The sequence below is a fragment of the Clostridium amazonense genome (assembly GCF_056431285.1).
On sequence record NZ_JBWKMH010000006.1, the window covers coordinates 62466 to 88642 of the forward strand.

At 26.0% G+C, this 26177-nt stretch carries 25 protein-coding genes, 1 pseudogene and 1 riboswitch; of the genes and pseudogenes, 16 read left to right on the top strand and 10 right to left on the bottom strand.

All coding sequences use genetic code 11. The features are described 5' to 3' along the window. Positions 1-140: 140 nt before the first annotated feature. Complete coding sequence (locus AC07E4_RS02995) at positions 141-2279, top strand: heavy metal translocating P-type ATPase (RefSeq protein WP_074432697.1); 2139 nt, start codon at positions 141-143, stop codon at positions 2277-2279. A gap of 171 nt (positions 2280-2450) precedes the next feature. Beyond that, positions 2451-3713 carry a cell wall-binding repeat-containing protein gene (locus tag AC07E4_RS03000; protein ID WP_478215687.1) on the top strand — a complete coding sequence of 421 codons (1263 nt, stop codon included), beginning with the start codon at positions 2451-2453 and terminating at the stop codon, positions 3711-3713. A gap of 115 nt (positions 3714-3828) precedes the next feature. On the opposite strand, the gene mgtA is transcribed toward AC07E4_RS03000, so the two are convergent. The 8 genes from mgtA to AC07E4_RS03040 all read right to left on the bottom strand — a co-directional run bounded on the left by mgtA (position 3829) and on the right by AC07E4_RS03040 (position 12348). Continuing rightward, positions 3829-6474, bottom strand: a complete 2646-nt coding sequence (mgtA, locus tag AC07E4_RS03005) for a magnesium-translocating P-type ATPase (protein ID WP_040328225.1) — start codon at positions 6472-6474, stop codon at positions 3829-3831. A 395-nt stretch (positions 6475-6869) separates the two neighbouring features. Then, positions 6870-7030: riboswitch (M-box (ykoK) riboswitch) on the bottom strand. Positions 7031-7287: 257 nt separating this feature from the next. Then, the gene (locus tag AC07E4_RS03010) at positions 7288-8142 is read right to left on the bottom strand and encodes a nucleoside hydrolase (protein ID WP_478215688.1); all 855 of its coding nucleotides are present in this window, start codon (positions 8140-8142) and stop codon (positions 7288-7290) included. A gap of 22 nt (positions 8143-8164) precedes the next feature. Further along, the gene (locus AC07E4_RS03015) at positions 8165-8824 is read right to left on the bottom strand and encodes a TVP38/TMEM64 family protein (RefSeq protein WP_040328222.1); all 660 of its coding nucleotides are present in this window, start codon (positions 8822-8824) and stop codon (positions 8165-8167) included. Between the two features lie 7 nt (positions 8825-8831). Beyond that, positions 8832-9971 (bottom strand): heterodisulfide reductase-related iron-sulfur binding cluster, encoded by a 1140-nt coding sequence (locus AC07E4_RS03020; protein ID WP_478215689.1) that lies wholly within the window; start codon positions 9969-9971, stop codon positions 8832-8834. Continuing rightward, entirely contained in the window at positions 9964-10641 is a 678-nt protein-coding gene (locus tag AC07E4_RS03025; RefSeq protein ID WP_478215690.1) for a TIGR04282 family arsenosugar biosynthesis glycosyltransferase, read from the bottom strand. Before AC07E4_RS03025 ends, AC07E4_RS03020 begins: the two co-directional genes overlap by 8 nt. Positions 10642-10657: 16 nt before the next feature. Next, a complete protein-coding gene (locus AC07E4_RS03030; RefSeq protein WP_478215691.1) occupies positions 10658-10789 on the bottom strand; it encodes a hypothetical protein in 132 nt (43 codons plus the stop codon). Positions 10790-11200: 411 nt separating this feature from the next. Continuing rightward, positions 11201-11659, bottom strand: a complete 459-nt coding sequence (locus AC07E4_RS03035) for a phosphotransferase (RefSeq protein WP_478215692.1) — start codon at positions 11657-11659, stop codon at positions 11201-11203. A gap of 14 nt (positions 11660-11673) precedes the next feature. Then, a complete protein-coding gene (locus AC07E4_RS03040; RefSeq protein ID WP_040328217.1) occupies positions 11674-12348 on the bottom strand; it encodes a TIGR04283 family arsenosugar biosynthesis glycosyltransferase in 675 nt (224 codons plus the stop codon). 222 nt (positions 12349-12570) lie between these two features. Between AC07E4_RS03040 and AC07E4_RS03045 the strand changes: the two genes are divergently transcribed. The 7 genes from AC07E4_RS03045 (at position 12571) to lexA (ending at position 19330) form a co-directional block, all read left to right on the top strand. Further along, positions 12571-13563, top strand: coding sequence for a rhodanese-like domain-containing protein (locus AC07E4_RS03045; protein WP_478215693.1), 993 nt, complete (start codon positions 12571-12573; stop codon positions 13561-13563). Between the two features lie 243 nt (positions 13564-13806). Next, on the top strand, positions 13807-15171 hold the full coding sequence (locus AC07E4_RS03050) for a rhodanese-like domain-containing protein (RefSeq protein WP_478215766.1): 1365 nt from the start codon (positions 13807-13809) through the stop codon (positions 15169-15171). A gap of 610 nt (positions 15172-15781) precedes the next feature. Next, complete coding sequence (locus AC07E4_RS03055) at positions 15782-15925, top strand: hypothetical protein (RefSeq protein WP_158644473.1); 144 nt, start codon at positions 15782-15784, stop codon at positions 15923-15925. Positions 15926-16171: 246 nt separating this feature from the next. Then, positions 16172-16357 (top strand): ferredoxin, encoded by a 186-nt coding sequence (locus tag AC07E4_RS03060; protein WP_040328213.1) that lies wholly within the window; start codon positions 16172-16174, stop codon positions 16355-16357. Positions 16358-16400: 43 nt separating this feature from the next. Continuing rightward, positions 16401-16592, top strand: a complete 192-nt coding sequence (locus AC07E4_RS03065) for a ferredoxin (RefSeq protein WP_040328212.1) — start codon at positions 16401-16403, stop codon at positions 16590-16592. A gap of 118 nt (positions 16593-16710) precedes the next feature. Beyond that, positions 16711-17721 (top strand): ion channel, encoded by a 1011-nt coding sequence (locus AC07E4_RS03070; protein WP_478215694.1) that lies wholly within the window; start codon positions 16711-16713, stop codon positions 17719-17721. A 139-nt stretch (positions 17722-17860) separates the two neighbouring features. After that, entirely contained in the window at positions 17861-19330 is a 1470-nt protein-coding gene (gene lexA, locus AC07E4_RS03075) for a transcriptional repressor LexA (RefSeq protein WP_478215695.1), read from the top strand. A 55-nt stretch (positions 19331-19385) separates the two neighbouring features. Here the strand turns inward: lexA and AC07E4_RS03080 are convergent, their stop codons facing one another. Next, on the bottom strand, positions 19386-19754 hold the full coding sequence (locus tag AC07E4_RS03080; RefSeq protein ID WP_478215696.1) for a hypothetical protein: 369 nt from the start codon (positions 19752-19754) through the stop codon (positions 19386-19388). Further along, a pseudogene (locus AC07E4_RS03085) lies at positions 19730-19951 on the bottom strand (PD-(D/E)XK nuclease family transposase); the annotation flags it as partial. The gene AC07E4_RS03080 and the pseudogene AC07E4_RS03085, both read right to left, overlap by 25 nt. 412 nt (positions 19952-20363) lie before the next feature. Here AC07E4_RS03085 and AC07E4_RS03090 point away from each other — a divergent pair. The 7 genes from AC07E4_RS03090 to AC07E4_RS03120 all read left to right on the top strand — a co-directional run bounded on the left by AC07E4_RS03090 (position 20364) and on the right by AC07E4_RS03120 (position 26132). After that, a complete protein-coding gene (locus AC07E4_RS03090; protein WP_040328209.1) occupies positions 20364-20888 on the top strand; it encodes a TDE2712 family protein in 525 nt (174 codons plus the stop codon). Between the two features lie 170 nt (positions 20889-21058). Next, positions 21059-21835, top strand: a complete 777-nt coding sequence (gene murI / locus AC07E4_RS03095) for a glutamate racemase (RefSeq protein WP_040328207.1) — start codon at positions 21059-21061, stop codon at positions 21833-21835. Positions 21836-22203: 368 nt separating this feature from the next. Then, positions 22204-23325 carry a hypothetical protein gene (locus tag AC07E4_RS03100; protein WP_478215697.1) on the top strand — a complete coding sequence of 374 codons (1122 nt, stop codon included), beginning with the start codon at positions 22204-22206 and terminating at the stop codon, positions 23323-23325. A gap of 262 nt (positions 23326-23587) precedes the next feature. Further along, complete coding sequence (locus tag AC07E4_RS03105) at positions 23588-23998, top strand: hypothetical protein (RefSeq protein ID WP_478215698.1); 411 nt, start codon at positions 23588-23590, stop codon at positions 23996-23998. A gap of 2 nt (positions 23999-24000) precedes the next feature. After that, the gene (locus AC07E4_RS03110) at positions 24001-25038 is read left to right on the top strand and encodes a cache domain-containing protein (protein WP_478215699.1); all 1038 of its coding nucleotides are present in this window, start codon (positions 24001-24003) and stop codon (positions 25036-25038) included. Between the two features lie 178 nt (positions 25039-25216). Next, positions 25217-25735: a peptidylprolyl isomerase gene (locus AC07E4_RS03115; protein WP_040328200.1), complete on the top strand. Its 519-nt coding sequence runs from the start codon at positions 25217-25219 to the stop codon at positions 25733-25735. A 22-nt stretch (positions 25736-25757) separates the two neighbouring features. Next, the gene (locus tag AC07E4_RS03120) at positions 25758-26132 is read left to right on the top strand and encodes a DUF3783 domain-containing protein (protein ID WP_040328198.1); all 375 of its coding nucleotides are present in this window, start codon (positions 25758-25760) and stop codon (positions 26130-26132) included. Positions 26133-26177 lie beyond the last annotated feature (45 nt).

Below are 26177 nucleotides of genomic sequence, written 5' to 3' on the forward strand. Positions count from 1 at the left end.
GTGGATGTGGTGAAAAACATGATCATGATAGTGAAGCTTGCTGTTGTGGACATGACCATAATGAAAGTCATGAGCATAGTCATGATGGATGTTCATGTGGAATAGCACATGATGAAGTGTCCAGTATAAGCATAAAAGAAATAAAGAAAAATAAAGTTGAATTAGTATTAGAAGGCTTAGATTGTGCAAATTGTGCATCAAAAATAGAAAATAGGGTTAAAAATATTGTAGAGGTAAAAGAAGCAACATTAAACTTTATGAATAAGACTCTTATATATCAATATAATGATGAAAAAAATGTATCTAAGATAAATGATGAAATAAAAGCTATAGTTAAAAAGCTAGAACCAGATGTTAAAGTAATAGAAAAGAGTGAAGTTAAAGAGAAAAAAGAAGAAGTGAAAAGCAAAGGGAAAACTTCAATATATAAAGAAAATAGAAAAGAAATAAATAAAATAATAATAGCAGGAGTAATATTTGCAGTAGGACTTATAGGAAACTTTGATAATACAATAGAATTTGTAATATTCTTAGCTGCATATTTAATAATTGGTGGAGAAATTGTTTTAAGAGCAGTAAAAAATATTTTAAGAGGACAGGTTTTTGATGAAAATTTCTTAATGACAATTGCTACAATAGGTGCATTTGGAATTAAGGAATATCCAGAGGCAGTAGGAGTAATGCTTTTTTATCAAGTAGGAGAGTTATTTCAACATGTTGCAGTAAATAATTCAAGAAAATCAATTTCAAGTTTAATGGATATAAGACCTGATTTTGCAAATTTAAAAAGAGGAAATGAAATAGTTGTTGTATCACCAGAAGAAGTTTCAATAAATGAATTTATTGTAGTTAAACCAGGTGAAAAAGTTCCACTTGATGGAGTGGTAATAGATGGACATACAATGGTTGACACTTCAGCATTAACAGGAGAGTCAATGCCAAGGAGTATAGAAAATGGTGATGAAGTTTTAAGTGGATTTATAAATCAAAGTGGTGTTATAACAGTTAAAGTAACTAAAGATTTTGGAGAATCTACTGTATCAAAGATACTTGATTTAGTTCAAAATGCAAGTAATAGAAAAGCTAAAGCTGAAAACTTTATAACTAAATTTGCTAAGTATTATACACCAATAGTTGTAATATCAGCATTAGCATTAGCAATAATACCACCACTTGTAGTTCAAGGTGAGGTATTCAGTGATTGGCTTTATAGAGCATTAACATTCTTAGTTATATCTTGTCCTTGTGCATTAGTCATATCAATTCCATTAGGATTCTTTGGTGGAATTGGTGCAGCATCTAAGAATGGTATATTAATTAAAGGTAGTAACTACTTAGAAATATTAAAAGATATAGATACTGTTGTATTTGATAAAACTGGAACACTTACAAAAGGCAAGTTTAGTGTAACAGAAGTAAATACTTTTAGTGGATATGATAAAGAAGATTTATTAAAATATGCAGCATATGCTGAAAGTTTTTCTAATCACCCAATAGCATTATCAATAGTTAATGCTTATGGAAAAAATGTAGATAATTCTAAAATAGAAAAACATGAGGATATTGCAGGACACGGAATTATAGCACACGTTGAAGGTCGTGAAGTTATAGCTGGAAATCATAAAATGATGGTTAAAAGCAATATAGATTTTAAGGAAACAGATTCTGTTGGAACTGTTGTATATGTTGCTATTGATAAAATTTGTGTAGGTTCAATAGTTATTGAAGATACAGTTAAAGATGATGCAAAAGAAGCAATATCAAAACTTAAGAAAAATGGTGTTAGAAACACTGTGATGCTAACTGGAGATAATGAAAAAGTAGCATTAAAAGTAGCAAAAGAATTAAATTTAGATAAAGTTTATTATGAATTATTACCTCAAAACAAAGTAGAAAAACTAGAAGAAATAGATAGCAAAAAAGAGAAAAATAAAAAAGTTGCATTTGTTGGTGATGGAATAAATGATGCGCCAGTTCTTGCAAGAGCAGATATAGGAATAGCAATGGGTGGACTTGGTTCAGATGCGGCTATAGAAGCAGCTGATGTTGTTATAATGACAGATGAACCATCTAAAATAGCTACAGCTATTAATATATCAAGAAGAACAAGAAAAATAGTTATTCAGAATATAGTGTTTGCATTAGGAATAAAAATATTATTCTTAGTCCTAGCAGGAATGGGAGTTGCAACAATGTGGGAAGCTGTATTTGCAGACGTAGGAGTTTCAATAATAGCTATACTAAATGCAATGAGAGTTATGGGGTATAAAAAATATTAAGAATATCATATATAAAATGGCTAAATAGAGTATCTATTTAGCCATTTTAATTTTAGTTGTTTTTATGTAATTAAATTGTTATAAAATTATGGAATTTTATTGGTAATATAGAATCAGTAAAGAAATAAAGTGATTAATATAAAATTAAGTATTAATAAATGGGGGGAAATAATGAGGAAGAGAGTAATTTCAATTGGATTGGCATTAGTAATGGCAACAGGTATTACTACTATAGCATTTTCAAAGGAACAAATGAAAAATAGTAGTAATTTGCAAGTAAAAGAAGAAAACATAAAAGATGAAAAAATAGATAACTTTAAAAACATAAGAATAGCTGGAAGAGATAGATTTGAAACAGCTAATAAAATTGCAGATGAATTTTGTAAAACAAATAAAGATTTAGATATTAAGGATGGTATTTATAGTGACACAAAAATTAATAAGATAGATACAGTTATTTTAGTAAATGAGTTTAATCAATATGATGCAGTATGTGCAACTCCACTTTCTAGAGCATATAATGCACCAATTCTTTTAACACATGATGATAATTTACCAGAATCAACTAAAAATCAAATTAAAAAAATGAACATAAAAAAAGTTATAATTGTTGGTGGAGATGGAGTAGTAAAATCTAATATAGAAAAACAATTAAAGAAATATTGTAAAATAAATAAAGAAGATATAGAAAGATATGGTGGTAAAAATAAATATGAAACTTCATTTATAATTGCTCAAAATATTGAAAAAAAACTATCAGAGGATACAGGAAATAAATTAAAATCCATGTTTTTATTTGATGGTGACCAATGGCAACAAGCTATGATAGCAGCACCAATTGCAGCACAAAATTATGTACCTATATTATTAGTTCCAAAAACCATTGAACCAATAAAAGATTTGAAAATTAAAGAATGGTGTAGTGATGTTGGATTAAATGAAATAAATTGTAGGTATTATGGCAATAGAAGTTTAGGAGAAATGTCAAATAATATTCTTAAGGAACTTATTCCAATGAAAACACAATGTGACAATTTTGAAATTGATGGGGGAAATTGGAATAGTACTTATGTTAATCAAATTGGAATCTTAGATGATTTATGGGAGAATGAGTATTTAGATTTATCCGATAAACTAGTATTAGCAAATGGAAATAATTTTGAAGATAGTTTAGTGGTAGGCCCTTTAGTTGCTAAATTGAAATCATATATTATATTATGTGAACCATATGTTCACGGAACAATTGAAGAAGAATATGAATATGAATTAAAGAAGACTATGGAACAAGGAAACGTTTTAGAGGAAGATATAAAGGATATCAATAAACTTATAGATTTAATTACAAAAGACTTATGCAAAAATGTAAAGAAGACTTATTATGTAGGTAATGAAATTAATCTACCATATGACGCTAAACATATGATTGAAGACTAATTTTATAAATAAAAAATACCTCTTATGTAAAATTAAATTTTAATCTATAAAATTAGTTTTACACTAGAGGTATTTTTATAATTAATAAATTTTAATTCATAATACAATCATTAAATTATAGCCAACTGTTAAATTTTTTTATATATAATGTTTTTACAAATTGTGTTACTATGCAGTAAAAGAATAAAATACCTATAAGCCATGGAAAATAAGATAATGGTAAAGGTTGCAATCCTATTGAAGCACCAAAGCTTGTAAATGGAATATAGATGCCAGATATCATTATAAAGACTGTTAATAAAAGAACAGGAGTTGTAGCTCTACTTTGAATAAATGGTATTTTTTTAGTCCTAATCATATGCACTATAAGTGTTTGTGATAGTAGCCCCTCAACAAACCAGCCTGATTGGAATAAAGATTGCATTTCTGGAACATTTGCCTTAAATACAAACCACATAACAAGGAAAGTAGTTATATCAAATATAGAACTTATTGGTCCTACAAATATCATAAATCTTCCTATGTCATCTGCATTCCATTTTTTCGGTGTTCTTAAATATTCTTTATCCATAGTGTCCCATGGAATAGCTATTTGAGAAATATCATAGAAAAGATTTTGTAATAAAAGGTGTATAGGAAGCATAGGCAAAAATGGTAAAAATGCACTTGCAACTAATACACTAAATACATTACCTAAGTTTGAGCTTGCAGTCATTTTTATATATTTTATTATATTACCAAAGATTTTTCTGCCTTCTATAACACCTTCTTCTAAAACCATTAAACTTTTTTCAAGCAAGATTATATCAGCAGATTCTTTTGCTATATCCACAGCAGTATCAACAGATATACCAACATCTGACTGACGAAGAGCTGCAGCATCATTAATACCATCACCCATATAACCAACAGTATGACCTTTATCTTGAAGTATTTTAATTATTCGTGATTTTTGAAGAGGTGAAAGCTTAGCAAAAATATTAGTGGTGTCTACTATAGAAGATAATTTTTCATCACTCATATTATCTAATTCTGTACCAAGAACTACGTTACTAACTTCTAGACCAACTTGTGAACATATTTTTTTAGTTACTGAATCATTATCACCTGTTAATACTTTTACTTCTACACCATTATTGTGTAATGCTTTTATTGCAGCTGTTGCAGATTCTTTTGGTGGATCTAAAAATCCAATATAACCCATAAGAACCATGTCACTTTCATCACTTACGCTAAAGTTACTTTCATCTGGAATGTTATTTTTCTGTGCAACTGCAATAACTCTCATACCATCACTGTTTAGTTTTTCTACCATACTTAGAACTTTGTTTTTTATTTTATCAGTAAGTTCCACAACCTCACCTTTATATTCAGCATAGGAACAACTTGCAAGCATCTCCTCAACAGCACCCTTTGTTATAAGTTGTCTTTTTCCTTCATGGTTTTTTAAAACTACAGACATTCTTCTTCTAGAAAAATCAAATGGGATTTCATCTACTTTTATATAATCTTTTTCAAGTTTATTAAATCCATTAGTTAGTCCATGTTCTAAAATTGCAACATCCATTAAATTACGTAAACCTGTTTGATAAAAACTATTTAAATAACCATGTCGTAAAACTCTTAAATCCTCTTCACCATGTATATTTAAATGTCTTTCAACAACTATTTTATCGCAAGTTAAGGTACCTGTTTTATCAGTACATAATACATCCATTGCTCCAAAATTTTGTATGGCATCAAGTTTCTTTACTACAGTTTTATGTTTTGCCATAACAACAGCACCTTTTGCAAGGTTGGTTGTAACAATCATTGGGAGCATCTCAGGAGTAAGACCTACAGCAATTGAGATTGCAAAAATTAGTGCTTCTAACCAATCTCCTTTTGTAAATCCATTTATAAAAAAGACTATAGGAACCATTATAAGCATAAATTTTATAAGTAATACACTTACACTATTTACTCCCTTTTCAAAACTAGTTTGAGATTTAGTTCCTGACAAAGTTAATGCCATTGAACCCAAGTAAGTGTCGTTTCCAGTGGCTACAACAACAGCTATTGCACTTCCACTTATAATATTAGTACCTAATAAACACATATTATCAAGGTCAGTAACAGTTAAATCTTTAGTATCATTTTTTACTGTTGCATATTTCTCCACAGGTTCAGACTCACCAGTTAAAGAAGATTGACTAATAAATAAGTCTTTGCTAGTTATTAGCCTTACATCAGCAGGTATCATATCTCCAGCTGCAAGATATACTATATCTCCAGGCACTATGTCTGTCATGTTTATTTCTTTAACTCCAGATTCGCTTCGACATACAGCAGCAGTTGTTTTTACTAGTGCTTTTAATTGTTGAGCAGCTTTCCCAGATTTGAATTCTTGGAAAAACTGTAGAAGGCCACTTAGTGTTACCATTATTGTTATAACAGCTACAGTTGTAAAATTCCTTTCTGATGAAGGGACAAGTATAACATCTGTAATTAAGGATACTATAGCAAGTACTATTAACACTAAAATAAAAGGATTAATAAAAACTTTAAGTAGTTGAATATACCATGGTGATGGTTTTTCATGGGAAAGTTCATTTAACCCATAAATTTCAGATCTTTTTTCCACTTCTTCTTTAGATAGTCCTTTAAATCCTGTATCTAGACTTTTATAAATTTTGTCTAAATCCATTTTACTAAAATCAAAAATTTTATTTGTGGAGTAATTTGCATTACTTTGTGTGTTCACTTTTCTTCTTCTTATCATAATTCACACCTCCAAATTCTTAAAAAAGGCAATAGAAAATTAAAGGTTAATAAATACATTTTTTAAAAACCTAATGTAATATTTCTATATAGTTTTAGTATTTTTTATATTTATAATACTTGTGAATTGATATTAGTAAAGAAACAGTGAAGATTATATAGATGTGATTCTATTAAATGTATTTACTTTATAACATGAAATTTTATAAGATAAGGCCACATTCTAATTAGTTAAAAAGACTGGATGTGACTAAATAATATATTAAATTTTTGTCATAAAGATGTGAATCTTCACTGTCTAAACTACTACCGCCAACTTCCATTCTTTTTCACCTCCAATATTTTTAAAAATAAAACAAAAAAACTTCGTTAACTTGAACGTAACGAAGGCATATAACAACACTTTCTCGTTCAAGTTTTGGCTCTGCAAGGCAATGAAGTTGCATTAGGTTAAGCCTTCTTTGTTCGGCAAAACCTGCTGACCAGTTCAGAATGTTTCCATACTTTTACGGCAGCAACCCGTATCCTTGTAGTAACCTCACCTACCGAGGTAATATTTATTTATATAAAAAGTATAGCTTTATTTATTTTATATGTCAATCTGAAATTTTTAACAAATTCTAAAATCATCAATATTTTAAAATATCTTAATTAGAATGTTATAGTTATAATAAATTAAACAAAGGCTATATAAATATTATATTTAAAATTGAAAAAAATGTTAAAAAGTTAATAAACAAATTTTAATATATAGTTAGAAAGAGGTATTTGAAATTAATTTATAAAATTTGGATTTCAAATACCTCATGATAAATTATAGATTTTTTAATGAGTCTATAAATACTTTGTTAAATTCATTTAAATTTATTATGCTAGAAGGCATATTAATTTCTTTACCATGTGAATTTATTTTAAGAAGTCCTTTAGATAAGTCACTTATAGAACTTTTTATAGAAATTATTTCATTTTTAAATAATTTAGGATTAGTTATGTATATTGCAGCTGCAACATCCCAGTTACAAAATCCTTTAAATCCAGTTATGGATTCATTTCTTTCACACCATGGCAAAATTTTGTCATATATATAGTTAAGAACTTCAGATTCACTATTTTTAAATTCTTCAAGTTCATTGTGAGAAAATAGTGCTTCCATAGTTGTATGTCCATTTAAAATAGAAATTTTTGCATTAGAATTTATAACATTATATGTGGCTTCGGCATCACATGAAAAGTTCAATTCATTTATAAGCTGACCATCTACAATAAGGGGCTTAGTTATGCCTCCCATTAATACAATTTCTTTTACGTTATCAAAGAAATCATTGTCATAAAGGTATGCACCATAAATATTAGTTAGTGCGCCTGTTGCTAGTACTATTATTTCATGGGGATTCTTTTTAATAGTAGTAGCTAAAAATTTGCTAGCTTCACTAATTCGATTATTTTTATCTTCAGTACCTTTATAAGGGTTTAGATTTAAATTTAAATCCTTTATTAAATCTAATGTAGTTGAATAAACAACATCTAAAGAATTATTTCCATAGGTTAATGTTAAACCTTCAAGACTAATATCTTTTCTACCTAGTAAATATAAAAGCGTAAGCCCATCATCTACATCACAATTAGGAAATCCCATAGTGTTATCACAATCAAAAATTATTTTTTTCATATATAATCTCCATTTCCCGATTTTAATTTTCAATTTGCTTTTTAGCAAGTAGCTTTTTCTTAAAGAATAATGATAATGCAAAAAGAAGAACTAATAGGAGAATAGCTATTAAAAACTCTGGCGATTTAAAATCCAGTGATTTATCTCCTAAATTTGAGAAAATAACTACTCCAGGAATGATACCTATAGCAGTTGCAGCTAGAAAATTTTTGTATTTTATTCCGGATAATCCAGAGCCATAGCTTATAATATCAAATGGAACTAATGGAATTAATCTTAAAATCAAAACAGAGTAAAATTCCCTATGTCCCTTTGATAGAAAATCAAGTTTATGTTTATTTTTAGTAAGTTTTAATATAACATCTTTACCTAAGTAATATGCAATAAAATAAGCTAAACTTCCACCTATTAATGCACCAATCATAGTGTATATTGTACCTTTAACAAGACCAAATGCCATTCCACTAGCAATAGCAAGAACTGAGTCAGGAAAAAATGTTAGTGGTACAAGTGCAAAAAGAATTATGTAAATTATAGGAGCAATACGGCCAAAAGAGTTTATAAAAACTTTTATTTGTTCAGGTGAACAATTTCTTAGAAACTCAGTATTTTTACATAACAACATAATAACTATGATTAAAAAAATAATAAACAAAATTTTATTTAAAGTACTTTTTTTCATTAAATAATCACTTCCTAACAAGTTTCTTAAATTTAGAAGCTACGGTGTATCTATTTTGCCAATTAGAAATAGTTGACATATTTAAACTATCTCTATTCTTTAGTGTTTCATTAGATTCAAATATTAACTCCAATATGTGATAAGCTGTTTTAGCTGAATTATTGACTGTACCAAGACAACCACCACAATAAGTCACAACTCGTTTAGATTTTAATTGATTCAAGGAGTTAACTTTTATCTTGTTAGAAAGATTAGGGTTGCTTAAATGAACAAGACCACCAAGACCACAACAAGTATTGGAAACTTTAGGATTATCAAATTTATATCCAAGACGACACATTATATAACGAATACCATCCTGTATTTCATTATAATCAAGTCCTTGGCATGAATCTTTTATAGAAAACTCTAACTCTGAATCTTTACCTTTCAAAATTTCAGACTTCGGAATATCAAATTCTTTAAATAAAGCCCATAAAGAAGTAATTTTGAGTTCAGGAGCTTCTTGTTTTAATATTTTAAAGCAAGATTGGCAAGCTGTAATAATTTCAATGTCTCCATTATTAAATTTTTTTAATTCTTCAACAAAAGAATGAAATTTTTTATTAAATAAAGCTCTTTTCCCTAAATCAAGAGTTGGTTTATTGCAGCAATTAAGTATCAAACCTAAGTTATCTATATGTTCACTTAAATATTTATAAGTTTTTAAAGATAAATCATTTCCATAACCATTAAGGGAGCAACCAGGCATAAAAAATATTTTAGTTTTAACATTTCCTAAAATACCCGTAAAAACTTTTTTATTACTGAAATATTGGTGAAATTCCATAATTTTAGCATTGTTTATAGGAGGTATACCTTTGTTTTTAGTTGTTATTTCCTCTCTAAGACTTTGAAAAACATCACCCATATTTATATCTTTGGGGCATTCACGTTTACAACAACCGCATAAACTGCAATAATAAGGCATTATTTCATTAATTTTTTTTGTCTCATTTAGATCGTTTAAAAAGTCTTTTGGAGAGTTACAGTATTCTTGAAGAAAAATACAACTTTTAACACACTTTTTACAGTTAATACAATCATTTTTGTACTTTTTGAATATAGGTAAATCTATGGTTTTAGTAACTTCAAAGTTATTATTCATATTTTATCCTTTCTTCTAAATTTAAGCTTTTAGCAAATTTAAATGTGTAACCTAAATTAGTATCACATTCAATATATTTAATTAAATCACTAATAGTATCAATATCATTTAATTCAGTGGTTAGTTCATAAGTTTTATTAAAAAAACTTATAGTTTCTATTGTATTTTCAAAAACCGTATCATGGCCCCAATTCATAGGAGATGTGAGTAAATCATCAATTGGATTAGAGCATCCAATTAAATAATAGCCACCATCTAAAGTTGGAGCCAGTACAATATCATTACTATTTAATATTTTAAATCCATCAAAGATGATAGTACTATCTATATTAGGGATGTCAGAGCCAGTTAAAATTACTTTTTCATAACCCTTAGATAATAATAAATTTATGGAATTATTCATTTTTTCTCCAAGTGATTGCCCTTCTTGAGGAAAGGAGCTAATAAAGTTTGGACATAAATTAAGAAGTTCTGAAGGATTTCCATCATTAGAGTAACTTAAAAAAACATCTACATTTTCTTTTAGATTTTCACTCATAAGAAACAAATCTAAAAGAAACATTTTATGAATATTAGAGCATTCATCTCCAGTTAAATAAGGCATTAATCTAGTTTTAGTTTTGCCACTTACGGGAACTCGTGAAAAAATTATGTAAGCATTTTTTTTCATAAATAATCTCCTGTTTCTATATTTTAAAATCAATATACTCTTTTAATAAATTATTTATAAACTCTTTATTAAGATATTGCTGAATTTTATTGAAAATCTCATCATTTCTTATTAATTTCTCTTCAGTTTGATATTTTACAAGTGCCATAGCACACCAACTTAAAGCTCTAAGATATAGATAAGGATTGTAAAGATTTATAGACTCTTTTATATCCTTAAAATTAAAATTTGTTTTATTACAATAAAGCTTTAAAAAGTCATCTTTATCTTTAGTATTTATTAAATGGTTACTTCTCCAAAGTGTTGTAGTATCAGCTAAAAATTGAGTTAAATCCTGACATGGATGACTTATAACAGGTTTTTCCCAATCTATTAAATAGCTATTTTCTCCAATTATAAAGTTATGTGAATTTACTTCTGTATTGTTAAGTACTAATAAATCATTATTAATAAAGTATTTTTCAAGGAATTTATTTTTTTCACACCAATTTAGGTAATTATGAAAAAATCTTTTTAAATCTAAGTTAGGAATTGGGCTGTTAAAGAAATCTTTTAAAAGTCAAGAACTTTCATTTATCCTATCGCTCATTATATTAGTTTCAACTATAAGACCTGAATTTTTAGGCATATTTAGTGTATGTATTTTACTAAATATGCAAGCTGCTTTATGAAGATCTGTAGAATAATTTAAAGGAACTCCATTTAAAAATTCCATGATAAGTATTCCAAAATCAAAGGATTCTTTAGTACCATCTACATATAATGGTCTAGGAGTTACAGTAGATTCTTTTAATATTTTTAAAGCGTTAAATTCATATTCTATTTGATTATCAAGGTTAAGTTGACTAGCTGTATTTATTCTAAAAACGTATTTATTTTTGCTATCTTCAATTTTGTAATTAATATTGTATTCACCTTGAGCTAAAAATGAAATATTAAAATTTTCTTCTAAATTTAATTTTTTATATAAGTTATTACTTAAAAGATAGTTTCTTATTTTAAAATCTAAATTTTCCATTATAAGTTCTCCAGTTATCTTATATTTTTATATATTTTAGCTAATTTTTCAGGGGGAGTTCCAAGCATATATAATATTTTAATTTTATGCATCATAAGGTGAGTTTTTACTGTTCCACCAGCTTTAAAACGTCTAGCTGATGTTCCTATTGGTGTTTTTAAAACTTTAGTTTTGCCCAGCATTTTTAATCTGGTAGAAAACTCCCAATCTTCCATTAAATCCATATGTTTAAAGCCATTCATTTTTTCAAAAATATCTCTTCTTATAAATAAACCTTGGTCACCAAAAATTAACTTTAAATACTTTGCTCTAATGTTTGAAGTATAAGAGATATATTTTAAGAATGGAGTTGTATAATCATAAAACATTAGGGAAAAACAGCCTCCAATATAACCTTCATTTATTGTCATATAAATTTCATCAAGACTATTTGATGAAATTTTTGAATCACAATGTAAAAACCACAGTATATCACCATTTGAATGCTTAACACCATAATTTAATTGATTAGACCTTCCTCGTGGAGAGTCTAAAACAGTAGCATATTTAGATGCTATTAACTTGGTTTTATCTGTACTACCACCATCTACTATTAAAATTTCTTTATCCAATTTTATTTCTTTAAGAGATTTTAATAATGGCTCAATATTTTTTTCTTCATTTAATGTAGGAATTATAATTGAAATCATAAAAAAACCTCCTCATATTTCAATGCAATTATAACATAATGACCGTTGATAAAAGATAATGATTGTCACTTAAAGATATTTAAAATATCAATAGATATAGAATTTCTATTTTCTTTTCAAATAATGCTTAAATAATTATAAAATATGTTGTTTAAAGTATAAAAAGTTGTAAAATTAAGAGGTAATATGGGTTATACATGTTAAAGATGGAGGGAATTAAAAATGTTAAGAAGAAATACAAAAATAATTTCATTAATATGTGCGACTATCTTATCAGTTTCACTACTAGCAGGATGTTCATCATCAAATGAAAAGAGTGAAAATACAAGCTCAAATGCAAAAGTAGAAGAAAAAGTTGATGATAGCAAAGAGAAAAAAGATACAAACGAGAAATATGTAAATGAAGAATACATAGTAAGTATAGATTGGTTAAAAGAAAATTTAGATAGTGATAAAGTTATAATAGTAGATACTAGAGATAATAAAGATTATAAAAAAGGACATATAAAGAATGCTATAAATGTAACATGGCAAGATTTATCCAATATGGAAGGCAAAGGCGGAGATGAAAAGTGGGCAACTTTATTAGAAAAAGATGCACTTTCTGCTAAGTTATCTGAACTTGGACTATCTAAAGATAAGACAATAGTTTTATATACAAGTAAAAATGGTTGGGGTGAAGATGGAAGAGTGGAATGGTCACTTAAATCAGCTGGATACAATGACGTTAAAATGCTAAATGGTGGAATAGATTTATGGGAAAGCGAAAAACTTGAAACATCTAAAGACGATGTGCCATTTAAAAAAGCGGAAGTAAAAGTTGATAAAATTGATGAAAGTTTAAATATAACAACTGATGAATTAAAAGGTAAAGTAGATAAAATTAAAGTAATAGATACAAGAGAAAAAGATGAATATGAAGGTGCAACAAAATATGGTGAAGCTAGGGGAGGACATATTCCTGGAGCTATAAACATAACATTTAACACTTTATATAATGAAGATGGAACTTTAAAATCACAAAGTGAAATAGAAAAAATTATGACTGATAATGGAATTAAAAAAGATGATGAAATAGTAACATATTGCACATCAGGTATACGTTCAGGTCATATGGCTATGGTTTTAAAATTAGCAGGATATGAAAATGTTAAAAATTATGATCAATCATATATAAGATGGGCTGCAATAAATGACTTAAAAGTTGAAAAATAGAGATACTAAGGCATATGGATTTATAATTCATGTGCCTTTTTTATTATATATAATGATAATTCTAGAGTAAAAAAATAGTTCTATTCTTATATGATTTAAAATATTAATAGATAAATTTTATTAATTAAAAAAACAAATAATCATTTATTTATTGGTACAAATAAATGATAATGAATCAATAGAAAAATGCAATAAATTAATTTTTACTAAGGAGGGCTTATTTTGAATAAAACATTAAAACTAATGATAACGGCTTTAACTTTAACTGTTTCTATGGGGGTATTTACAGCGTGTGGAAACAATTCTGGAGTTAAAGAAAATGAAGAAAAAGATGTAAGTACAAAAACAATAACTACAGATGAACTTTCAAAAAATATTAAAGATGAAAATTGGGTTGTTGTTGATACAAGAGAAAATGATGCATTTAATGGATGGAAATTAGATGGTGTTAAGAGAGGTGGTCATATAGAAGGGGCTACAGATTTTTCAGCAGCGTGGTTGGATGTAGATGCTGAAAATAAGGAAGAAAGATTAGAAAAAGATTTAAAAGATAGAGGAATATCTAAAGAGAAAAATATAGTTCTTTATGATGCAAATGGAAAAGATGCAAGTGAAGTAGCTAATTATTTATCAGAAAAAGGATATGAAAACTTATATACATATGATGTTAAAGAATGGACTGAAGATGATAAAAATGCTATGAAATCATATGAAAACTATGAAATGTTAGTACCAGTATCATGGGTAAAAGATTTAATAGATGGAAATAAACCAGAAGGTTATAGTGGAAAAGAATTTAAAATTTTTGAAGTTTCTTGGGGTGAAGAAAAAGATTCACCAGACTATCTAAAAAAAGGGCATATAAAAGGTGCAGTACATATTAATACAGATGAAGTAGAAGAAGGTCCAGTTTGGAATAGACTTTCAGATGAAAAACTTAAAGCCTTTGCAAAAGCTAATGGAATAACTGTTGATACAACAGTAGTCTTATATGGTGAAGATACAACGCCAGCGGCAAGAGTAGCTACTATACTAAAATATCTAGGAGTAAAAGAGGTTAGATTAATTAATGGTGGTACTCAAAAATGGATAGATGCTGGATATGAACTAGAAAAAGAATCTAATCCTAAGCAATCAGTAAGTGATTTTGGAGCAGAAGTTCCAGTAAACAAAGATTATATTATTGATTTAGATGAAGTTAAGAAAATATACAAGGATAAGTCTACCACAACATTAGTGGATGTAAGAAATTGGGATGAATATATAGGAAAAATTTCTGGTTATGATTATATAAAAACAACAGGACGTATTGAAGGTGCATTATGGGGTCATGCAGGAACTAAAGCTGGTATGGATCAATATAGAAATATAGATAATACAATGCTTAATGAAGATCAAATACTTAAAATGTGGAGCGATTATGGAATAACACCAGATAAAAAATTAGTTTTCTATTGTGGAACAGGATGGAGAGCTGCAGAAGCATTATATTATGCAGATGTAATGGGAATAAAAGACATAACATTGTATGATGGTGGTTGGAATGAATGGAGTGGAAACACAGGAAATCCAGCAAATCCAATAGAAAAGGGAGAGCCAAAAAAATAATAGAAGAGCTGAAATGATATGAAAATAAAAAATGTTTTTAAATGGTTACTTACAAGTATTCAAATTTGTTTAATTATAATTACAGGAGTGATATATTACTTATCAAATAAAAAAATGGGATTAAAAAGATCATTAATGTTTAGAAATATTAATTGGAATAACCAAAATTTTGATAGATATATGACTTTTAGTTTAATAATTATACTATTGATATTTATAATTTTAACTATAATTAATTTTATGAAAAAGCAAGAATTAAAATGGAGTTTAACTTTTAGTGTAATATCTATAATGTGCATTATATTTGCAATAGTAGTTAAATCAGAAGTGATATTGTCGTATTATGTTTTATTAATATGTATGAATATATGCTTAATTATAGAAATAATAAAATTAAATTTTAAAAAATAGCAAAAAAGTATTTAAATAACACAAAAATAGATGTAAAATATGTAATATGATTTTTCATCTATTTTCTATTTTAGGAACAATATAAATACAATTATTTAATAAAATGTAAATTTATGTTTAACTCAACTTAATAAATCAACTATATTATGAAATAAAGTTTAAAATGTATATAATATGTTAATTTATTAGGAGGGATTAAATGAAGAAAAAAATCCAAAAATGTGAAACAAGAAGGGTTACAATTGATGCTTTGATGATGGTATATATATCAATATTTATAGCAGGTTTAATTTTGATATTTGCAATAATAAGTATAATGGTATATGCAGCTTTTACTAGTTAACATAAAATGGTATTTGATAGTTTATTATTAAGTATCATAATTTAAATTTAATAGAGATTAACATTCAAGATTATAGGGCTTATTTAAAATTTTATTCTAGATATTATTTGAGTATTAAGTGAATCTAAATTTTTTAATTAAATATTTAGAAGTTTAAAGTTAGAATAAAATTTTATATATAAGGTTAAAATACTTAGGACAAAATTAAATAATTTTAATATTTAATTAAGCTTAGGAGGAAAGACTATGAAGCCAGTAGTAGAAGAAACTTGTATTAGCTGTGGATTATGTGTAGGCACTTGTCCAGAAGTGTTTCAATTTGGCGATGATGGAAAATCTCATGCAATAGTAGATTCAGTGCCTGAAGAGCATGAATCAGCAGCAGAAGAAGCAAGAGATGGTTGCCCAGTAGCAGCTATATCATTAGATTAAAAAATTTTAATATATTAAGAAAAACAAAGGAGGAATTTTAATTATGAAAGCAGTAGTAAATAAAGATGAATGTATAAGTTGTGGATTATGCCCATCAACATGTCCAGAGGTTTTTGAATTTGGTGATGACGGTAAAGCAGAAGCAATAGTAGATACTGTACCTAAAGAATGTGAATCAGCAGCAGAAGAAGCAGCAGAAGGTTGCCCAACAAGTGCAATATCTATAGATAAATAATTAGAATTGAAATCTTATACAATAAAGAAAGGAAGTTAAATTAACTTCCTTTCTTTATTATATAAAGGTTATTTAGAAATTAAATTATAATATTTTATGTATATAGGAGTTTAATTTTATGAAGGATATAAATGTTATAAATAAAATTGTAGAAAATCATAAATTTGAATCATTAGAAGAAATAAATTTTAATTTTGTAGAGTATAGGAATTGCAAATTTATAGGGTTGGATTTTAAAAGTATATCCTTTGAAAATGTTGTATTTAACAATTGTGAATTTAGACATTGCTTATTAGAAAATTGCAATATAGTTAATAAATCTATATGTGCATTTTACTATTGTAATCTGATTAATATAAGTTCAAGAAAATGTAATTTTAAAAATATAATTATTAAGAGAACGTCATTTAAATCTGTAGAGTTTAAAGATTGTTTTTTAGGTCAATGCAATTTAATTAAGAACTCATATATAAACGTTAAGTTTATAGATAATTGTAATTTAAGTAATTGTATTATTAAAGGTTGTAGTAAAGAATTTGATATGCAATTCATAAATGATAGTGATACATGTAAATTAAATTTGGGGTCTTATATAGGTGGGTTTAGATATAAGCATAGCATAAAAGTAGATGATGATTTTTATATAAATATATGCAATACATACTTAGCTTTTGCAAATCAATATTTAAAAAATGATTTGCAAGATAAATATGGTTTTTGTTTTTATGAAAGCAAGAAAGCGTTACACAGAACGTTAAAAGGATATTCTAAGTTAAAATCAACATTATCATATTACATATGTGGCTATGGAGAAAAGCCATTTAGAACATTTACAGTATCACTTTTTATAGTATTATTTTGTGCATTTATATATATTTTTGCTGGAATTGAAACATCTAGTGGAATGATTAAATATAGTTTAAATATGAACTCTATTTTAAATTTAATGTTTATTAAGGATTTTTTTTATTGTTTTAATTTTAGTTTAGTTACATTTGCTACAGTTGGATATGGAAATGTAATACCAATAGGAGTAATTAGTAATATTGTTTCAGACTTAGAAATTACGTTAGGGGTATTAATGGTTGGAATATGGACTTCTACAATAGTTAGAAAAATGACTAGATAAATTAATAAAAAATATTATAATTATAGTAATGATATAATAAAAGTTATCAAAAAATAATTAGTTTACAATATTTACTGATATAAAAAACAAAATAAATTTTATAAAATATATATAAATGATAAAAAAGGGGGGTGGAGTTATGATTTCAAAGAAGCAAAAGCAAATTATAAATTATAAATTTAATGGCGCATTGATAATTAAAGGTGAAGAGAACACAGGAAAAACAACAACGGCTATAAATAGAGCAATATATTTAAAAGATAATTATTGTTTATATGAAAATGATAATATTCTTGTTATAGTTGATAGTTATGAAGAAAAGAAAAATGCATTAGAGATATACAATAGAAGTGATGATTTGCAAGAAAGTATTAGTTTATTTTCATATATAAAACATAGCCTAGATATAAAAACCATTGATGAAATTTTTGAAGAAATACAGTTAAATTTACATTTTAAAATTGCTAGTGAAAAAATCAAGTACAATATATTAGAGAAAAGCATAGATAAATATAAAAAAGAACGAAAACGTGCAAAGATATTAAATAAGTGTTATATTGAATTTCTTTTAAAGGAATTTGAGTACATAAAGAGTAATAGAATAAACTCAATAGATGAATATAAAAATTTTACTCGAAGAGGTAGAAAATCTAAAGAAGTCAATGCACCTAAAAGTTTACCTAAGAATTCTTCTATAAGAGATTGCATTTATAAATTAATGGATATATATTATGAGAGTTTATTTAGAGAAAAATATATTGATGAAGTTGTAATGGAAGAAGAAATGTTAAAATACATTCAAAATTCACCTTATCAAAGGTATAATCATTTAATAATTGATAATCTAAATAACTTTTCTAAATTACAATTCAGTATAATAAAAGGATTTATAAATAGAAAAGAGTATTCTAATATAGTAGTTACATTAAATCCAAAGGGTAAAAAGGTTGAGAATTCACTAGGAATTCAAGGAATAAAGATAAAAGAATTATTTTTAGATGTAAATAAGATTAAAACGTATATATTAAAAGAAAAATTTGAAAAAGATATATTTTTAGATAAAAAAGAAGTATTAAAGGTTAAAGACAAAGAGGAAGTTATGGAGAGTTATAAGTTTTTAGATATTAGGCATAATTTAGATTTTGAATTTTCAATAGATACAACAAGTGAGGATGAATTTATATTAGATCCAAATGGAAGTGGAGAGATTATTCATGATGATGAACTTGTATCTATCCCAATATATAATGATATAGCTGCAGGGGAACCGATTATGATTAATGATACTTGTGAGGGTACAGTAAGTCTTCCACAATATTGGTTAAAAGGTGCTAAAGGTTCATTTATATTAAAAGTAAAAGGTGATAGTATGATAAATGCCAATATAAATGATAAAGATTTTGTTATTATAAGAAAGCAATATAATGCAAATAACAATGATATTGTAGCGGTGGATTTAGATGGAAGTGCAACACTGAAAAGATTAAGCATAAAAGAGGACAAGATACTATTAGTCCCAGAAAATAATAAATATGATCCTATTGAAGTAAAAGATGAAAATGCTATGATAATAGGAAAAGCTATAGGCATCATAAAAAGAAATGACTAAAATTTAATTCATATAAAAAAAGTAGATGGATAAGTTCCATCTACTTTTTTTGTAATTACTTTATTTTATCCAAAAAATCACTTATAGAGTTAGCTTTTAAAGATAATTTAACCCAGTTTTTTAATATTTTTATGTCGGTTTGTTTACTTAAAATATCTTTTACAGTACTAGGAACTGTGCCTAGTTCACTCAAATTATCTAAGATATCCTCTATTTTTGCATTTCTAAGTCCATTTTTAACACCTTGTTCAATACCTTGTTTTAAGCCAAGTTCACGTCCTTCTTCAATTGCTTCTTCCAGTCTTGTTGCCTCATCATGCAGTATCATTTCACGAGCTAAATATTCACGGCGAGTTTTTTCATCATAGCTCATAGTTGTAAGAATATCATATGCTTTGTCTATATCTCTATTAATTTGAGCCATATTTTCATCTCCTCCATAGAATCAGCTTTTATAAATGTCAACCATTCAGCTAATTTATCATTTATAGTGTTAACTTTTCGTAGTTCTAAAAAATGAACTTCTAAAACATTTGTTAAAAGTGTATTTTCTTCATTTTCTTTTAACTTAAACATAGTATGATATTTATTACTTTGTATTAAATTTACTAAGCAAATTAATTGAAAACAATATAAAAATTTAGTTTTTAAGCATTTCTATTTTTAGATATTAGGAACGAAGTGAGTAATATTTACCATAACTTTTCACTTTTCACTCTTAACTTTTACTTGGTTCCAAATATAAAAATAGAAATAAACTGTAAGCTTAATAATATCATTTGATAAAGATGTTATTTAAAATTAAAACTTGGAACCCTATACATATAACTAAAAATTACTTTAAAAATCGAAATATTTTATAAATTTAAACTTATTTTTAGTTATTTATTGTATAATAAAATATGTACAAGCTAATCTATAGGAATATAAAATTAAATTTTATTAACTTAGAGAGAAATAAGCTTGAAATTTTATACATAATAAATTCATATTAAACATATGAAAAACAATTAAAAAAGGGGAGTTTTTAGTTATGGTAAAAAGAATTAAATTAAATCTTGAAGCAGTTGAAGCAATGCTTTATTATTGGCAAGCAGCAAGTGAAAAGGATAACATACCAGAAAACTTTTTCTATGATGTTTCTGAAATGCCAGCTTTAAGTGCTGCATATGATGATGAATTTAATGCTGAATCAGTTAGAAGAGCATTAAGTGCTATAAAAAATAGAGAACCTTTTGTTGGTAATAAGAAAGAAAAAAAATTCTGGAATAATAATATGTGGATGATGGAAGACTTAGAATACACAAGTGCTATGGCTGCACCTGTAAAAAAATTAAATTTAGATAATTTAGTTTCAGAAATAAAAGGTGATAAATATGAGGAAGTTGAAGTTATATTCTCACCACTACATTCAGATGAATATATAATAAAAGAAAATAAATTAATAATAAACTTCTTTAGAGTAAATCCACCTATTATGGATGATAAAACTCGTATAGCTGATAAAGAATTAACAGAATATATTAAAGAAAAAATAGAAGAATTACAAAACAAGTAGTATAATAAAAGATAATCACTAAATTATAGTGATTATTTTTTTGATGAAAATAATATAAAATAAATATATTACTGTAGAAATTTATTTATATATTGTGATATATTTTTAAATATATGGGATATAAATATAAAAAATGAATTATAAGTTTCTTTTATAAGGTGGTGACAATAATGACTTTAAAAAGAGAAGAAAGTATAGGTTTTTTTGACTCAGGAGTTGGAGGACTTAGTGTTCTTAAAAAGACTTTAGAACTTTTACCTAATGAAAACTTTATATATTTTGGAGATTCTAAAAATGCTCCATATGGGACAAAAACATATGACGAAATTAAGAAATTAACCTTTGATGCTGTAAAGTTTTTATTGAGTAAAAATGTTAAGGCTATAGTTATAGCTTGTAATACAGCAACGAGTGTTGCAATTGAAGATTTAAGGAATACTTACAAAGATATACCTATTATTGGTATAGAGCCAGCTTTAAAGCCAGCAGTTGAACTTAAAAAACAAGGTGAAATTGTAATTATGGCAACACCAGTGACATTAGCAGAAAAGAAATTTGCAGAACTTCAAAATAAGTATAGTAAAATAGCAAAAATAAGACCTATGCCTTGTGGTGGACTTGCGGAGTTAATAGAAACTGGAGATATTGATGGTTTGGCAATACATAATTATTTAGAAGAAAAAATTAATATATTAAAGGAAAAAGAGGTAGGTTCTATAGTTTTAGGATGTACACATTATCCATTTATTAAAGAAAAAATATTAAATTTTCTAAATAAAGATATAGAGATTATAGATGGAAGTCTAGGTACGGCAAGGCAAGTAGAAAGACTATTAATTGAAAATGATATTAAAAATAATAGTAGTAAACCTGGAAAGATAGAAATATTTAATTCATCAGAAGATGAAAAAATGATAGAACTTAGTTATGACTTATTAAATAGATAATTTATCTATTTAATAAGTCATTTTTATTGTATAGGATTCCAAGCTGAAAAATGAAATTACTCTTATTTTAATTGAGAATTCCAATTAATTTAATTGAAAATGGAAAATTGAAAGTGAATGTAAAAATTGGATTTCCAATTTAAAAGAATGATTTTTTATTAAATTTGCAGGGCAAATTAGTTGAAAACAATATAAAAACGTAGTTTTTAGGTATTTTTATCTTGAATATTATGAATGAAATGAATAATATTAACCATAACTCTTCACTTTTCACTCTTAATTTTTACTTAATTAAATTCATATTAGGTGATTAAAAGTAAAAAAATGGACATAATACAAATATAATGATAATTAGAAGGGAATTGATATTGTTGATTAATGTGGTAGATTTAAAAAAACATGATTTTTATTTTGACAATGTTATAAAGCTTAATGATGAAGAATTTATATTTGGAGATGTTGACTTAATAAAGGGAAAGACATTTTTAAATTTTTATAAGTATAACTTAAAAAGTAATAAGTATAAAAAAGTTAATAAAATACCTATAGAAATGTATGAATTTGCTATGCATTTAAGCACATACACTAATGGACAATATATATATACTAATGCATTAGGAACGCATGATTTTTTTGATTTTTATAGAATATGTTTACGAAATGGTAAAGTAGATAAATTATGTAGTGTTGATAAAGAAGGAAGAGTAGAAATTTTAAATGAACGATATGCTTTATTGTATGGCGCAGACTATGATGATAGAGACCCTAATTATATAAGTCATTATGAACTTTATTTAATTGATATGGAAAAGAAAAGTAAACATAAAATAAATAATAGTGATATAAATTTTGCTAAGGTAGAAAATATAATTAAATATAATTATGAGGAAGATACAAAAATTTTATTAGAAGAAAGAAGTTGTAATAATTATAAAAACAAGGATTTTATAGTAGATGGAAAAGATTATAAAATTTATAGTATTAGCTTAAATGATTTAGTTTTAAGTATTAATAATAATTCAAAATTGAATATAAATTATATTTTCAAAAATCAAGATGATTTTGGAGCAAGATTGTTAAAAGCGGATGAAGAAAATATTTATTATAAAGTTGTTAATTTTAAAGAGAATAGAGAAGATATATATTTATTAAAAAAGGATACAAATGATAAAAGAATAATAGAAAGTTATATATATACTGAAAATGGTAGTAGTAAAAGAAGTAGATTTTATGATATTGAAAGTAAGCAAATAGTAAGTCAAAGAGAGGTAAATGGCAAAACAATAGTTAAAGGCGAAAAAAATAATGTTGAAATACCAATTAATGACCCTGATTGGTGCTTTATATCATATGTAGAGGACAAACTTATTACTTCATCATTAGGAGAGGAAATCTTAAATATAACAGATTTGAAAACCTTAGATACTGTTAATTATGATGGCGCATATGTAACCCTTGATAATAATATTATATTATTTGATATGCTATAAAAAGAATCACAATATGTGGTTCTTTTTTTTATACGCAAAAGGGTAAATCTGAAATCTAATAAATATAAAAAGTTTTACAAAATCCTTTAACAACATACTATAGTTTTACATAAATTAATTATATAGAAAGTCAAAAAAACAAATATTTACGTATATTTCTACAATGCACTAGACAACTTGAATTAAATTTAAAATTAAATATTCAAGTTGAATTTTTAATTTAAGTTATTTATGAAAAAATATAGTAACAGGGTGGTAAGTTATGAGAGTTTTCAAAATGAATAAAGAAAATAGTGATGAACAATTAGATGAATATAAAGATTTTAAAATGAATGAAAATTTTAATGGAATAGATATAGTTAATCCAAAAAATAGTAATAGTATATATATTGTTAATGATATAATTGTAAAAAATCCTGAGGAAAATAATATTATTAATATTTACGGATGTAATTTAAATGAGGATGAAACTGAGGAAGTAATGGAGAGCATAAATCTACAGGATGATGATGTTTTGCTATTTCATAAAGAGGAAATAATGAAAGATAGAAGTATAAATATATTAAATAAGGATTATTTTATAATCTTACCAGGTGCATCTTTAGTTATAGAATTTGTAAATTATGATAAAAAATTAAATTTAAGAGTACATTCTTATAAAGAAGAGTTATAAAAATGTTATGCATAAAAAAACCTAAAAAAACTATAAGTAAATTTGTCATTGGAGTAATATGTATAACTTCATTTTCCATGTTATTTTCTTTAGGTGGATTTCTAAAAGTTAATAATGATAATGTAAAAAAGAATAATGAAATGGTGGTAAATAATATTTATTATATAGGTCAAGATTTAGCAAAAACTGTTCAAAATTCAATAGGTCAAGTTTTTTATGAAATAAAGTTATACTCATTATCAGATAGCTTAACTAATATGGATCAGACTAAGGTAGCTAAAGAGATGAACTTTATAATGGCAAGTAGACAACGATATGATAATATATTAGTTCTAAACAAAAACAAAGAAATAGTTTATGGATATATAGACGAAAGTGATAAATTTAGAGAATCTGAAGAGGTTAATAAAGTTTTTGAAACAAAAGCAATGGGAGTAAAAACTGTTTTAGGTGATAATGACTATACAGTTGATATGTACAATCCTATAATAGATTCAAATAAAAATATTATGGGATTAATTTGGATGAGGACTAACTTGAAAGAGCTAAATGATATAATGAAACAAAACAGACTTAATGAATATTCAGAGGCTTATATAGTAAATGATGAAGGTATGTTTTTAACTGAATCTAGATATATTCCAGGAGCGGTAGGTAAACAAAAGGTTGATATAGATAGAGTTAAGTTAAATATAGATTATTCAAGATATACACCATATAAAAATTATAGAAATAAAGATGTTTATGGTTCATATTTCACAATAGATAAGGATTTAGGGTGGACATTGATAGTGGAAGTTGATAAGGATAAGATGGATGAACGTATGTCTGGTGATAGTCAAAAAGCAACCATATTAACATCAATACAAGGAATACTATTAATATTTATTCAAATAATTTTAAAAAAAGTTTTAGGAATTAATCTTAATTTGAAAGATATAGCAAATGGTGATATAAATATTGATAAAGTTGAGAAAATTATAGATGAAGCTATAAATGAAGAAGAGAAAGACAGCAAAGAAGATAAAGATAAGTCATAATTTAGGGGGAAGCAGTTCTCCCTTATTTTTATGAATTTTTACTATGGTTATATTTATATTAGATTTAGGAAATAATAAGTCTTAAATGAATAATTTTCATGTGATATAATCATTGTATAATATATAAAAATGTAAATGAATATATTTTAGAAAAGTTAAAATAAAGGAGAGAAATATTATGCAAAATCCAATAGTAACTATAAAAATGAATAGTGGTAAAATAATGAAAGCTGAGTTATATCCAGAAATAGCTCCAAATACAGTTAATAACTTTATAAGTCTTATAAATAAAGGTTTTTACAATGGATTAATATTCCACAGAGTAATTCCTGGATTCATGATTCAAGGTGGATGTCCAGATAAAACTGGAATGGGTAACCCAGGATATAGTATAAAAGGAGAATTTGCTGCAAATAAATTTGAAAATAATTTAAAACATACAAAAGGTGTTTTATCTATGGCAAGAACTCAAGTTTTAAATTCTGCTGGATGTCAATTCTTTATAATGGTAGAAAATTCACCACACTTAGATAGACAATATGCTGCATTTGGGAAACTTATAGAAGGTCAAGATGTTGCAGATGAAATTTCTTTAGTATCAAGAAATTACATGGATAAACCAGATGAAGATCAAGTAATGGAAGAAGTTACAGTAGAAACTTTTGGTGTAGAGTATCCAGAACCAGAAAAAATGTAATTAGAATACTTGAGGGTTTAATATGAATAATTTAAATGATAAAGTAATGATAACTTATGGATTAGATGAAAGCGAACTAGAAATTTTAAATTTAAAATTTAAAGACAAAACATCTAGAGAATGTATTGTAGTTAAAGAGAATATGTCAAAGCTAAAACTAAGAGATATATTAAGTGAAAAGATAGAGGTTGATGAGATACATGAAATGCCTAAGGAAAAAGTGATTATATTTAATAATTTTTCTAGTGGAGCAATTCAAAGTGCAGTTAAAATTGTAAGAAATAATTTAGAATCTAAACCTATATTAGCATCAGTTACACCAGTATCAATCAACTGGAGCTTCAAATTTTTGCTTGAACATTTAATTAAGGAACGTGAACAATTTTCTAAGAAATAAATATTTTATTTTAACATTATAGAAGGATTTATTTTATAAAAATTA

Bases quoted from the DNA above. Each gene is read 5' to 3' on its own strand.
- AC07E4_RS03015 (WP_040328222.1), bottom strand. From the start codon at position 8,824: ATGAAAAAAAGTACTTTAAATAAAATTTTGTTTATTATTTTTTTAATC.
- AC07E4_RS03025 (WP_478215690.1), bottom strand. From the start codon at position 10,641: ATGAAAAAAAATGCTTACATAATTTTTTCACGAGTTCCCGTAAGTGGC.
- mgtA (WP_040328225.1), bottom strand. From the start codon at position 6,474: ATGATAAGAAGAAGAAAAGTGAACACACAAAGTAATGCAAATTACTCC.
- AC07E4_RS03055 (WP_158644473.1), top strand. From the start codon at position 15,782: ATGAAGAAAAAAATCCAAAAATGTGAAACAAGAAGGGTTACAATTGAT.
- AC07E4_RS03060 (WP_040328213.1), top strand. From the start codon at position 16,172: ATGAAGCCAGTAGTAGAAGAAACTTGTATTAGCTGTGGATTATGTGTA.
- AC07E4_RS03030 (WP_478215691.1), bottom strand. From the start codon at position 10,789: ATGGCACTTGTAAAATATCAAACTGAAGAGAAATTAATAAGAAATGAT.
- AC07E4_RS03045 (WP_478215693.1), top strand. From the start codon at position 12,571: ATGTTAAGAAGAAATACAAAAATAATTTCATTAATATGTGCGACTATC.
- murI (WP_040328207.1), top strand. From the start codon at position 21,059: ATGACTTTAAAAAGAGAAGAAAGTATAGGTTTTTTTGACTCAGGAGTT.
- AC07E4_RS03000 (WP_478215687.1), top strand. From the start codon at position 2,451: ATGAGGAAGAGAGTAATTTCAATTGGATTGGCATTAGTAATGGCAACA.
- AC07E4_RS03020 (WP_478215689.1), bottom strand. From the start codon at position 9,971: ATGAATAATAACTTTGAAGTTACTAAAACCATAGATTTACCTATATTC.
- AC07E4_RS03080 (WP_478215696.1), bottom strand. From the start codon at position 19,754: ATGGCTCAAATTAATAGAGATATAGACAAAGCATATGATATTCTTACA.
- AC07E4_RS03105 (WP_478215698.1), top strand. From the start codon at position 23,588: ATGAGAGTTTTCAAAATGAATAAAGAAAATAGTGATGAACAATTAGAT.
- AC07E4_RS03120 (WP_040328198.1), top strand. From the start codon at position 25,758: ATGAATAATTTAAATGATAAAGTAATGATAACTTATGGATTAGATGAA.
- AC07E4_RS03040 (WP_040328217.1), bottom strand. From the start codon at position 12,348: ATGATTTCAATTATAATTCCTACATTAAATGAAGAAAAAAATATTGAG.
- AC07E4_RS03070 (WP_478215694.1), top strand. From the start codon at position 16,711: ATGAAGGATATAAATGTTATAAATAAAATTGTAGAAAATCATAAATTT.
- AC07E4_RS03010 (WP_478215688.1), bottom strand. From the start codon at position 8,142: ATGAAAAAAATAATTTTTGATTGTGATAACACTATGGGATTTCCTAAT.
- AC07E4_RS03115 (WP_040328200.1), top strand. From the start codon at position 25,217: ATGCAAAATCCAATAGTAACTATAAAAATGAATAGTGGTAAAATAATG.
- AC07E4_RS03065 (WP_040328212.1), top strand. From the start codon at position 16,401: ATGAAAGCAGTAGTAAATAAAGATGAATGTATAAGTTGTGGATTATGC.
- AC07E4_RS03035 (WP_478215692.1), bottom strand. From the start codon at position 11,659: ATGGAAAATTTAGATTTTAAAATAAGAAACTATCTTTTAAGTAATAAC.
- AC07E4_RS03050 (WP_478215766.1), top strand. From the start codon at position 13,807: ATGATAACGGCTTTAACTTTAACTGTTTCTATGGGGGTATTTACAGCG.
- AC07E4_RS03110 (WP_478215699.1), top strand. From the start codon at position 24,001: ATGTTATGCATAAAAAAACCTAAAAAAACTATAAGTAAATTTGTCATT.
- AC07E4_RS03090 (WP_040328209.1), top strand. From the start codon at position 20,364: ATGGTAAAAAGAATTAAATTAAATCTTGAAGCAGTTGAAGCAATGCTT.
- lexA (WP_478215695.1), top strand. From the start codon at position 17,861: ATGATTTCAAAGAAGCAAAAGCAAATTATAAATTATAAATTTAATGGC.